Below are 12,612 nucleotides of genomic sequence, written 5' to 3'. Positions count from 1 at the left end.
CTCCTTATCGTTTCTTATCTCTGCTCCTGCATAGCAGGCTCTTTCTTCTCATTGTTACCTTTATTTTTTACTGCTTCATCAGAACCTCCGCCCAAATACGAAAAGAGTTTACCGGACTTTGTATTCTTCTGAAGCTCCATAATCACACCCATATCAGGAATCGTGATATTCGGGATTTTCAGGATTGCTTCCATATCAAGCTGCTGCAACTTTTTCTCCGTATCACAACCGGAGTCAAAGAGTTTATTCAGCACCTTGACCTTATTCTGAAAAGTTGCTTTGTCTTTCACGAAAATACCTCCTTAGCTAATGTTGATTACAATAGAAATACTGCCGCTCTGTTCTTCTTTCTGCGGATTACGTGAATACTCAGGAAAAAGGGACTGTACTCTCTGCCTTGCCCTGCGTATGGTTTCAAAACAAGGAAGTCCGTATGCTCGGTAATTAAATACAATATCCTCAAGCGGAAGATTTCCGGCAGGTATATATCCGTATTGGTTGTAATAATGCAGAATGAGAAGCATATCATCATACCTCGACATCGGGCATTCCTTTAAGATTTCAAGCACTCGGCTCTCCACCGTTTTCTGTTGTTTCATAATGTTCCTCCAAAAAATTAAAGGGACAGAGTTTTTACGCTCTGCCCCGACTGGTTAATGTTCGCTTGTTACTTACTTCTTACGGTTTTTAACCTGAAGAAAGATAAAGCCGCCGACAATAACGGCGACTAATGCGATAGCGATAATTGTCTTTGCTTCCATTACTCGTTACTCTCCTTTTTCTTCTTTTTGTGTGCAACAACAGAAGTTACAGCGATACCGACAGCAGAAAGTCCGGCAAGGACATACCAAAGTTTCATATTGGTATCATCTCCTGTTTTCGGCGTATCTCTTAACTCATTGTGCATTTTTACAACGGCTGTTTCATCAAGTTTGATAGTAACATTCTGGTCGGCAGGTGTGATATATGCGGCAGACGCATTGTTTGCCACTTCTGATACGGTATATTCGCCAATACGAAGTCCCTCAATCACGATTTCGCCATTCTTATCTGTTTCAAATGTCATATCATACCCGTTTGCTCCGGTTACTCTGAACGCAAAACCTTTGACCTTACCGTCTGAAGATGTCTTAACGATTTTCAGTGTTCCACGCATAGCTTCATTGATAAATCCAACTCCAGCCTTATTCTCAACGGAATAAGTTGTTTCGTCTTTCTCAATGAAAACAGAGTATTCTCCCTTATCAAGCAGGAAGCCCTCCGGTGCTTTTGTTTCACGGACAATATATTTTCCGTAAAGCAGCTCTTTCATCTCATAAATTCCGGTTTCGGTTTCTTCAAGATTTCCGATAAGTTCATCGCCATCATCAATCTTTCCATTCTCATTGGTGTCCTTATATACCTCAAAGGTTGCACCCGTAAGTTTGTTATCTGGATATTCAGCGTCCATCTTCGTGAGTCTGATATTGCCGTGAACATACTCATTGACAATCTCAATTTCAACTACCTGCTCGGCTTTGCTGATATTGACCTCATACGCTTTTTCATCAAGAACAAATCCCTTTGGCTGCTCGATTTCTCTTACAATCCATTTGCCATAAGGAACTTTTGCAAAAGAAAAACTACCGTCTTTTGCAGAGGTAGTCGTCATAAGTGCAGTATCCTTTGTAAATTCTGTTTCTTCGGCTTTGAAGATACCGATAACAGCACCCTCAAGTGCTGCTCCATTCTCGTCAATCTTCTTACCTGATACAGAACCATAGATAAGTTCATTCTTGATTTCTTTTCCGTCATTCACTTTGATTTCAACCGTTGCGGTATCCTGACCTGCGTATTCAAATACAACCGGATACTTCGTATCAGAGAGAATATAATGCTCATCGGTTGCAATCTCTTTGACATAGTATTTGCCAAACGGAAGGTCTGACTTCATAACAGCAGTTCCATTTTCATTTACGCTGATAATCTCAATCAGTCCATCAGCCGGAATAACGGTACCGCTTGCAGATACAATATCTTCTGCGGCATAAAGACCAAAGCTGATATTTTTGATTTCTCCGTTGTCGCCAATACCAAATGTCTTATCCTTTTCAATGGCTTTTGCAAGGCTTACCTGAACTTTCTGTCTTTCGTTATAGAATGATATGGAAGTTTCGGTAACAGAGATATTCTGACCTGCATAAGTAAGCTCAACCGTATGTGTTTCGCCACTGATTACCATTCCATAAGGTGCGGTAATTTCCTTGACCTCGTATTTTCCGAGATAAAGTTCTTTGCTCTTAACAAATCCATCGGAGCTTGTTGTGATAGTATCTACCACTTCGCCCTTTGAATAGCGGAGTGTACCGTCCGGTGTACTAATATCTTCCGCAGCACGGACTTCATAAACTGCACCCTCAAGTCCTGCCACTTCATAAACAGGCTGATAAATAACATCACTGTCCTCAGAACCACTTACATTGACACCACTAAATACTTCTCCGGTCTTTTCAACCGTGATAGTACCTTTCTGTGCCATATTCGGCTTATTGACTTTCACAACAGTTACGCCGCCTTCCTCTGTGGAATTTTCTTCGGTAATATCAAAATATACCGGAGTATCATCAAGTACATATCCGTATGGAGCTTGTACCTCTACGATGGAATATCCCTTGCCGTAATCTAATTTCTCAGGTGTTACAAGAGAACCATTTGCGTCGGTATAGAACACATCAATCGTGGTCGGTGTCGGATAAGTAAAGGTCATTTTGACCTGATTGCCCTGTGGGTCGTAAATCTTAAATCCTGCTCCTGCATACGGAATACTCTTTCCGCTTTCTGCGTCCACCTTGACTACATTGACAAAGCTCTCAAAGTTACGGTTATTGATAAGATAACGGTAGGTCTGTGCGTTCTGTGAAATGAACACATCAAAATCATCCATCATCTCTCTGCCTTCCCAACCGGAAGTCTGGTGTACGGTATAAATACCATACGGCATATCTTTTGTCTGACCGAAGCCATTTTCATCGCAAACGATAGTATCTCTCTCGTCTTTATTGGCTGCGTCATAGCTTCCGGCAGATTTCAAATAAATCTCAAAGGAAGCACCCTTTTCAGGAGTTTCAATCTTTGTTTCTCCATCATCAGTGTGTTTAATGATAGCCACGTTACCTTTGATTACCTGCTCGGTTACATCATTGGAAGTAAGGTTGTGTTCCACCTCATAAAGTTTCGGGTCTGCACCTACTTCATGGATAGTCTTATCAAGCAAATATCCCTCTGACGGTGTAATTTCTCGGATTGTCCAGTCGGTATCACAAACATATTCTTTGGTAGTGAACTGACCGTTTTCATCAGTAACATACTTATCTACAAGCGTTTCTCCCTTATAGATACCGTAAACTGCTCCCGAAAGTTTGGCATTGCCCTGTGCTTCGCCTTTCTCAGCGTCGCTCTTTGTTACTGTTACAGTAAATTTTTTCAAAATGTTATTGAAGTTTCTTGTAGTTACTTCTTTCCACTTCACCGGTGCAGTCTGATTTTTTGGCACAACATAACGGATAGCTGTGTCTACTTCTTCAAGGGTATACGGTTCAGAACCACTGATAAGCACATCTTTGAAAGTTGCCACACCGTCTTTGTCCGTAACTGCATACTGGTCAACAGCATCACCGGAAAGAGAAGTACCGAAAAGATGGAACTTCACACCTTCAACAAGGTTATCTTCTGAGGACTTCACTACCTGAAGGTCGCCACGCTTCAATTTGTTATTGAAATTGACCTTTGCAACCTGTCCTGCTACAACAGTAACTCTATGCGTTTCCTGCGGCTCGTACTTATCGTATGCCTGCTCGGTTACGGTATAGATACCCGGCATAAGGTTATCAATCTGAAACTTACCGCCATTAGCTGTTGTAACTGTCTGATTGATACCGTTTCCGGTAATCGTGAAGTTGATACCGTCAACCTTGCCGTCCTCACTGGTCTTTACAATCTGACAAGAACCATAGCTGACTTTCATCTTCACATAACCGTTGATACTGTCGCTTACTTCCTGAGCATAGCTGACAACATCCTGCACACTGGAGTTCTGACCGTGTTTACCCTCTGACCATACAACCACACCTCTGCGGACTGCATTTTTCTTCGTTGCGGTAATGGTAAATTCCTTGCTCGGTGCAGTATCCATAGAAACAGTAAGTTTGTTACCATTCACAGAAAAACTTACTCCACTGATACTTGCCTTGAAATTATATTTAGACAGCACATTATTGGAGTCTGTCAGAGTAGTTGTGTACTTACTTCCGTTCCACTCAAGCTCTATTGTCTTTGCCGAACCGGATGATTTATTACAAAAGCTCGGTATGGTCGCATGGTTCTGTACACTCTGCACCATACTGTTGTAATAACTGAAAATCTTATTGCGGAGCGGATGCTTTGCATTGATGACATCTTTCACATTGCTGCAACCACTGGCTGCTACATGATTGAAGTTCACATCACGCTCTCCGATAACAGTTTCCCAGATAAGAAGCTGTGTGGCATAAGCCTGTGCAATGCTGTTTGCTGCCGCTTCATTCTGTGACCTCCAAGATGTCGAGATTGTCCCACGATAGCCATACTGTAAAATACGACCAACGAAAAGACGGATTTCATCTCCGGAAATAACCCCGTTGGATGCAAGGTTATTAAAATAATTTTCGTCATACTTATTCATTGTCTGACCGACCTTGAGCGAAATTCCCGGCTCAATACAATAAGCAACATTGCCTGAGTATGAGCCAATAGCCTTAAGATTGGTAAAATTGGAACGTCCGGTATGCCAACCATTTTTCAAGGTCAAATTGCTGTGTCCCCATACCCCATCGTAATTAGCATCGCCATCACGAGGGAAATCGACCATATAAACATCGGCTTTTTCTCCCGAAGCAGCATATGCTGTTGTCGAGCTAATGCCTGCAAAAGTGGTCACACACATAAGGGTCGCCAAGAAAAGCGACGTGACTCTTTTGAATTTTGACTTTATCATTGCGTTTCCTCCTGTAAAAATTGAAAAACACACCGTATCTCTACGATGTGCCTTTGTGGATTTTCTTTTACGACAAGATTTACCTGCCGAAAAACAAATGCGGATTTTTCGTTAATTTTTCATTTTACCATACACCTCCAGTCCGTTCATACTGTGCGATTGCCCCTTAGAGATAGACATATACTTTGAGATAGTTATATTCAAGTGAGATAATATATATCATTTTCGGTAGGTAGAAGTATAACTAAGGGGTTAGAGTGTGAGAAAGGGGAACTGTAACTCAGCCTATCTGCTGTCACGTTCTGCACGATTACGCAAAAACTTGTTGTAATGCTCCAATGCTTTGCAGACAAAATCCTCCGTCTGACTGACGGGAATGTTTTTCGGGATAAGCTGTCTTACTCTGTCGCCCCTCAACACGATTTTTTCCTTTTGGTTCGGCTTTTCCTCAGACATAACAGCGTGGATTGCTTCGGTTGTAAGGTTGCCCTCGTTGAATAACTTTCGCATACGGATTGTCTGGTCGTGTGACGGGGTTGCGTCATTTAGGTCGATTTCGTCAACCACATCACGCTGGCAATCTTCATCAAGATAAGAAAGTTCCACGGCAGGACGCATTTTAATACGCCCCTCATCAACAAATTCAAGCAATTCAGGAACAAGGTTTGTCAGACGAATATACCTGCGTATTTGTTCACGACTTTCCCCTACTTCTTCTCCAATACGAGAAACCGAAAGGGCATCTTTACCTGCCAACTTCTCCACCAGTGGTGTAGAAGTTAAATCTGTTCTTTGTCCCTGCCTTTTCATTGCTTCCAAACGCATTTTATAGGCAAAGGCTTTTTCACTCGGCAATATCTCTGACCTCTGGAAATTACTTTCAACCATTAAAATGGTCGCTTCATCTCTGTTCAGGTCTACAATCTCACTTCTCAGGGTTTCAAATCCTGCCAGTTCACAAGCTCGCTTTCGTCTGTGTCCTGAAACAAGTTCGTATCTGCCGTCCTCTTTCTGCCTTACCGTTGCCGGAGTAATAACTCCTCTTTCCTTGACACTCTCCACAAGCTGCATCATATCTTCATCGTCCCTGACCTTAAACGGGTGGTCGGGGAAATCATCAATCAGCTCTAACGGAATATCTCGGATTTTTGAAAGCTGTTCTTCATCTCTCTGTGCCTGCGTGGTAAATAAATCATCGAGCTTCGTGAGAGTGAAGTCGCTCTTTCTTCCTGCCATCGGCTAACACCTCCTTTGTAAATTCAGCGTATGCCTTAGCCACTGTGCTGTTTGGCTCATAAGCATAAATGCTTTTACCTTTGGAAGAAGTTTCAGCGGCTTTTACGGCAATCGGGATTTGTGTTCGATACATCCTTATCTGATTACCGAAGTTTGCCCTGAGTGCTTCCACCGTACTCTTTGCAAGGTTTGTTCGGCTATCCACCAAAGTAAGCAGCATACCGTCTATCTTAATATCCGGATTGATATACTTCTTTACTTTTGAAATGGTCTGCACAAGCTGTGTCATACCCTTTGCAGGCAAATACTGAGCCTGAACCGGAATGATAACACTGTCTGCCGCCGATAAAGCATTGAGAGTAACCATACCAAGTGAAGGCATACAGTCTATAATTACATAATCATATCTGTTCTTCACTTGACTCAGATAATTCTTGAGTGTAGTTTCTCTGCTCATTGCGTTCACAAGGTTAAATTCCATTGCTGAAAGCTCAAGGTTTGCCGGAACAAGGTCAACACCTTCTTCGTGGTGCAGGATACCAACCATAGGGTCTGTCATCGTTTCATTGATTACATCTGTGAGTTTCGTTGCAAGCGTAATACCCAAGCCGTCTGTATCCTGCCAACCAAGACAAGTCGTTAAATCTCCCTGCGGGTCTGCGTCTATGAGCAATACTTTCTTGCCCTGCATTGCAAGCCCGACTCCAAGATTAACTGTTGTGGTGGTCTTTCCGACTCCGCCTTTCTGGTTACATACGGAAATCGTTTTACAGTTTGACACTTCTTTTTGCCCTCCTTTCTGAAAATTCATAGCCACCGCATTATGGCTATGTACCTGACCGACTCATTTCCTAATCGGTCATAGCAATATTTGTTCTCAACACCCCTTGCCAAGCAAAATGCTTATGGGAAGTCACTAAGGAACAGACTGCTTATCTGTATCATAGGATTCTAACCTCTGCCGGGTACTCCGCCAGCTCCGTAGAGAAGTATCATTATCATTCTGACTATCATCGCCATATCAGGAGCAACCTGATACTCATAACCGGAGTTCTCGCTATTCTGAAATACAAAAATTACGGCGTACCTGCTAAAGTGGCTATCATCAGAAATAAAGTCTTAGTGAATGACTTATTCAATTTTCAAGCGAAAAGGCTTCCGTTTTTGCTATCCGGAATGAACCCCTTCACTCATTTGGACAAAGGGGTATGAAATGCACACCCAAAATCTCCGCTTTTCCGAAAATTTTTCAAAAAATTTTTTGAAATAAAAAAGCCGCCTGCTCCGGTTAGGAAACAGACGGCAAATCAACGTTCTAAATGTATTCAATTTTCAATTTCTTTTTCTTTGCTTCAAGCACTTTACATAGAACATCATCTACTGCGTCGGTGTATCGCCCCTGAGCTGCTAAATTGTTCTTCAGTTCGATGAGCGATTGTATCACTCGGCTTCGTTCTTCTTCATTTAAGTATAGATGATAGGTTTTCTCTCTCATTGGCTGTCCCTCCATCTTTCAAATGTATTTTTGATTATCTCCACATCTTCCTCGGTATCGGAAGAAATAAATATATGTACGCTCTGAAAAGCTTTCTTTAAATTATTGGCATAATCCAGTTCTGTGCCTTTCATCGGCAGCTTAATCAGCCTTATTCCTCTTTGCTTGCACATATATGCTTTCATTATTTCTAAATTCTCATCGGCACTTCCTGACTCAATAGCCAACTTTTCTGAAGGTATGTATGTTTCAAGCGGAACTCCAAGCAATCGGTCAGAACCAAGTTCTGCTTTCAAGCCTTTCTTATTAGAATAATAGCTGACAGCCAAAGCAGGAAATAGAGATAAATACTCCTGCTCACAAAATCGACAGCCTTTCTTCAATATCGTTCTTTCATTTATCTTCATACTCCACGAATGACCGTGCCTGCATTTCCACCACGCTCTCTTTGCCGAAGTTCGTGATACCTCTGTAGGTTTCAGTTTATTCTGTTCATAATCCCATTCGCTAAGAAGCTGACTGTCTGTTGTCGCCAAATCATTATATCCGGCAAGGACTTCTCTCTCTGCACAAACGGGGCATACCGTACCTTTCACACGGGCATTGATAACAGATTTCCACTCGTTACCGCATTTACTGCATCTCCACCAGACATTTTTCCTCGACTTTGCATTTACTTCATCAGGCTTCAATGGCAAGTTCTTCTCCGACCACTCCGAAGCAATTTCAGGGTGTGTTGTCTGCAAATCGTTAAACCCTTTCAGGAATATGTACCCACTGCAATACGGGCATTTACTGCCACCGGAACGAGTAGAAATAAGGGTGTTCCACTCTCTGCCGCAATCCTTACACTTCCACCAAGCCTTACGATTGGCAAAGACCGTAACCTGAGTCGGAAGTAACGGATAATTTCTGTCCGACCACTCGGCAGCTATATCCGGCAAAAGCGTTGCAAGGTCATTAAATCCTGCCAACACTTTATTATGGGAACAATATGGGCAACCTGTTTTATTTATTGTCCTGCTCTTAACAGCAGCTTCCCACTCGTGTCCTTTTTCACATCTCCAAATCACTTTCTTATGAGAACCAATAGAAACTTCTGTCGGTTTTATCTTATTCTTTTCCGACCACTGCTTTTCCAGTAGCGGCTCTAATGTTGCCAAATCGTTAATCCCTGCAATCACTCTTGCACCGGAACATATCGGGCATTTCTCTCCATTGGAACGAGCCTTAACGCTTGTCTGCCATTCATGACCGCAAGCACCTCTCCACCATACTTTTTTATTTGAACCGAAAGTAATCTCATCAGGTTTAAGCGGTAAGTTCTTCTCTGACCACTCAGGAACAAGTTCCGGGCGTACTTCTGCTAAACTGTTATTCATAGCCAAACCTCAACCTCCTTGTGCTTAGAGTATATGAAGTTTTAGCTTTATCTTGTAGTTTGCGAATATCCGTATAAATAGAAAAAGCCCTTTGAGAAAAGGATTTCTCCTCTCTCAAAGGGCAAATTGACAAACTTGAATTTGTAATTACATTCCATACATATTGGCATTCTTTACAAGTACTTTATCACCCTTTTCTAATTGTTCCTTGGAAATTCCTCGTAACCCAAGTCCAACATGCTCTGTTTTATATCCACAACCATTTGCTTTTCGTTCTTTTGTATGTACATCGACAGTAGTAATTCTGGTTTCTAAGATATCTCCATTTGCTTTATAAATACATGCATTTTCCCCTTCTCTGCACATCCCTGTTAATATGTTTCCTGTGGCAACTGTTCCAACTCCCATAATTGTAAATATATCATCAATAATCAATTCAAAATCTTCTTTTAAACACGATGGAACATCTAATCTGCTCATGTATTCTGTTTCTCGTTCTTTTTTGCTTTTACCAAATAATCCCATGGTATTCCTCCTTTAAAACTTCCGATTTGTATTTCTGTTTGTTTTAAAAATGGGCAATCCCGATTGGAATTGCCCACTCTTTGTACTAATTATGCGATTTTTTCTTGCTTGCACCGATTTCTGCATCAATTGATGTAAGTTTGATGTAAATCGCTGTTTTTTTAGTTTTTTATCAAATGAAGTACGTCCCGTCTATTCGGTAAAACGGTACATCTTTACATCATCTTAATAGAGCTTTGCACCTGCTGGAATGTGGTCATCAACCATCAGAAGATGAAGCTTTTCTTCGCCTTCTTCTTCATGAATAGCACTGAGGAGCATACCGCAAGAGTCAATGCCCATCATAGCTCTCGGTGGAAGATTTGTGATAGCGATAAGCGTCTTTCCAACCAGTTCTTCCGGCTCATAAAAGCTATGAATACCGCTTAAAATGGTTCTGTCTGTGCCTGTTCCGTCATCAAGAGTAAACTGTAACAGTTTCTTTGACTTCGGTACTGCAACACACTCTTTAACCTTTACTGCACGGAAATCTGACTTGCTGAATGTATCAAAATCAACAAATTTCTCAAATAAAGGCTCTACCTTTACCTTAGAAAAATCAATCTTTTCAGACTCAGTTTTTACATTTTTTTCAGGTGCTTCAGAAGCTGTATTATTTACATCATTTTTCTTATTTACACCATCTAATGACTTCATTGTCGGGAACAACAACACATCCCTGATCGCCGCTGAATCCGTAAGTAGCATCACCATCCGGTCAATGCCATACCCAATACCTCCCGTAGGCGGCATACCGATCTCCAGTGCATTCAGGAAGTCCTCATCTGTATGATTTGCCTCCTCATCACCAGCGGCGAACTGCTCTTCCTGAGCCTTAAATCTCTCCCTCTGATCAATCGGATCATTGAGCTCAGAATATGCGTTTGCCATCTCCCAGCCATTCATGAAGAACTCAAACCGCTCCACATACTCTGGATTCTCCGGCTTCTTTTTTGTCAGAGGTGATATCTCGATCGGGTGATCCATGACAAAGGTCGGCTGGATCAAATGCTCCTCCACGAACTCCTCAAAGAACAGGTTCAGGATGTCGCCCTTCTTGTGGCGCTCCTCGAACTCTACATGCTTTTCCTTTGCAATCGCTCTTGCTTCCTCTAAGGTGTGGATCTCGTTAAAGTCAACACCTGCATATTTCTTAACCGCATCCACCATGGTAATACGCTCAAAGGGCTTTCCCAGATCCATCTCGATGCCATTGTAGGTGATCGTTGTGGTGCCTAACACCTCCTGGGCTACAAAGCGGTACAGGTTCTCTGTCAGGTCCATCATGCCGTGATAATCCGTGTAAGCCTGGTACAGCTCCATCAGGGTAAACTCCGGGTTGTGTCTTGTGTCCAGGCCCTCGTTGCGGAATACGCGGCCGATCTCATATACGCGCTCAAGACCTCCTACGATCAGGCGCTTTAAATAGAGCTCCAGGGAAATTCGGAGCTTCAGATCCTCGTCAAGGGCGTTAAAATGAGTTTCAAAGGGCCTTGCTGCAGCGCCGCCTGCATTGGATACCAGCATGGGGGTCTCCACCTCCATGAAGCCCTGGCCGCCTAAGTATTTGCGGATAGCTGCGATGATCTGGGAACGCTTGATGAAGGTGTCTTTTACCTCCGCGTTCATGATCAGGTCCACATAGCGCTGACGGTAACGCAGGTCTGTGTCTGTCAGGCCGTGGAACTTCTCCGGAAGCACCTGGAGGCTCTTGGAGAGAAGGATGACCTCCGTGGCATGGATGGATTTTTCCCCTGTCTTTGTGGTAAAGGCAGTTCCCTTGATACCCACGATATCGCCGATATCCATCTTTTTGAATTCCTTATAGGGTTCCTCACCAATGCTGTCACGGGCCACATAGATCTGGATGCTGCCCTGTAAATCCTGAATATTGCAGAAAGAAGCCTTGCCCATCACACGCTTGAACATCAAGCGGCCTGCAACGCTTGCTTCCTTTCCCTCCCACTGCTCATAATTGTCTTTCAACTCCACGCTGTGGGCAGTCACTTCATATTTTGTGATCTGGAAAGGATCCTTTCCAGCTGCCTGAAGCTCTGCCAGTTTATCCCGGCGTGCCTTCAGTACATGGTTTAAGTCCTGTTCTGCCTGATTGGCCTTCTGCTGCTCTCCCACGGTCTACACTCCTTTGTTCTATAAAAATCCCGCCGCCGTCCAGGCGGCATAAGTTCAGGTATGCCAATTGCGCCCGCCAGGCTTTTATGGCGTAGTGGTACGTCCGCCAGCCGGGCGCATGAAGGTTTACTGTACTCTCTGGATTTCCAGCACCTTATACTGGATGATACCTGCCTGTGTCTCTACGTCTACCACATCGCCTACCACCTTGCCGATGAGGGCGCGTCCAACAGGCGATTCATTGGAAATCTTATTCTGAAGGCTGTTTGCCTCTGTGGATCCCACGATAAAGAACTCCATCTCCTCGTCAAATTCCACATCCAGAAGCTTTACCTTACATCCGATATTGATCTTGTCAAGGTCGATCTCGTCCTCAACTACAACCTCTGCATTTTTCAGAAGCTTCTCCAGCTCATCAATACGCAGCTCAATGTCTCTCTGCTCATCCTTCGCTGCATCGTACTCCGCATTCTCGGACAGGTCTCCCTGCTCTCTTGCTTCCTTGATCTTCTGGGCAACTTCTTTTCTCTTGACTACCTTCAGATTCTGCAGCTCGTCTTCATACTGCTTTAATCCGGCATAGGTCAAAATATGTTTCTTATCTGCCATGTCTACCCGCTTCCTTCCTTTTTCTTTCATTATAAATATTTATTGACATCTTACGTATCATTCTCAATTTCTCACACATTCAGTGTATTATATAAGAAAAAATGTCTATTGTCAAGAATCCTTTTTCTGTAGGATTACAATACATGTGTTACAACTGAATAATTAAAAAGCAGAGATGCTGC

Annotated in this window: 10 protein-coding genes; all 10 read right to left on the bottom strand. The window is 42.9% G+C overall.

What is annotated here, in order from left to right:
- Positions 1–14 precede the first annotated feature (14 nt).
- On the bottom strand, positions 15–290 hold the full coding sequence (locus tag LIZ87_RS02535) for a hypothetical protein (protein WP_002594666.1): 276 nt from the start codon (positions 288–290) through the stop codon (positions 15–17).
- 12 nt (positions 291–302) lie between these two features.
- The gene (locus LIZ87_RS02530; RefSeq protein WP_015512770.1) at positions 303–599 is read right to left on the bottom strand and encodes a hypothetical protein; all 297 of its coding nucleotides are present in this window, start codon (positions 597–599) and stop codon (positions 303–305) included.
- Positions 600–760: 161 nt separating this feature from the next.
- The gene (locus LIZ87_RS02525; RefSeq protein ID WP_227145179.1) at positions 761–5,011 is read right to left on the bottom strand and encodes a SpaA isopeptide-forming pilin-related protein; all 4,251 of its coding nucleotides are present in this window, start codon (positions 5,009–5,011) and stop codon (positions 761–763) included.
- A 285-nt stretch (positions 5,012–5,296) separates the two neighbouring features.
- Positions 5,297–6,247, bottom strand: a complete 951-nt coding sequence (locus LIZ87_RS02520) for a ParB/RepB/Spo0J family partition protein (RefSeq protein ID WP_055057186.1) — start codon at positions 6,245–6,247, stop codon at positions 5,297–5,299.
- Positions 6,204–7,028, bottom strand: coding sequence for a ParA family protein (locus LIZ87_RS02515; RefSeq protein WP_227070168.1), 825 nt, complete (start codon positions 7,026–7,028; stop codon positions 6,204–6,206). Before LIZ87_RS02515 ends, LIZ87_RS02520 begins: the two co-directional genes overlap by 44 nt.
- 534 nt (positions 7,029–7,562) lie before the next feature.
- The gene (locus tag LIZ87_RS02510) at positions 7,563–7,742 is read right to left on the bottom strand and encodes a hypothetical protein (protein ID WP_002594660.1); all 180 of its coding nucleotides are present in this window, start codon (positions 7,740–7,742) and stop codon (positions 7,563–7,565) included.
- A complete protein-coding gene (locus tag LIZ87_RS02505; protein ID WP_148885532.1) occupies positions 7,739–9,124 on the bottom strand; it encodes a zinc-ribbon domain-containing protein in 1,386 nt (461 codons plus the stop codon). Before LIZ87_RS02505 ends, LIZ87_RS02510 begins: the two co-directional genes overlap by 4 nt.
- A 147-nt stretch (positions 9,125–9,271) precedes the next feature.
- Positions 9,272–9,649 carry a hypothetical protein gene (locus LIZ87_RS02500; protein ID WP_008374225.1) on the bottom strand — a complete coding sequence of 126 codons (378 nt, stop codon included), beginning with the start codon at positions 9,647–9,649 and terminating at the stop codon, positions 9,272–9,274.
- Positions 9,650–9,874: 225 nt separating this feature from the next.
- Positions 9,875–11,821, bottom strand: a complete 1,947-nt coding sequence (gene lysS / locus LIZ87_RS02495; protein WP_227145177.1) for a lysine--tRNA ligase — start codon at positions 11,819–11,821, stop codon at positions 9,875–9,877.
- 126 nt (positions 11,822–11,947) lie between these two features.
- Positions 11,948–12,430, bottom strand: a complete 483-nt coding sequence (gene greA / locus LIZ87_RS02490; RefSeq protein WP_178315672.1) for a transcription elongation factor GreA — start codon at positions 12,428–12,430, stop codon at positions 11,948–11,950.
- Between the last annotated feature and the right edge of the window lie 182 nt (positions 12,431–12,612).

Origin of the sequence: Lacrimispora sp. 210928-DFI.3.58 (genome assembly GCF_020554865.1) — a bacterium.
GTDB lineage: Bacteria > Bacillota > Clostridia > Lachnospirales > Lachnospiraceae > Enterocloster.
The sequence above is the reverse complement of the archived record's forward strand: the minus strand, read 5'-3'. Positions and strand labels throughout refer to the sequence as shown.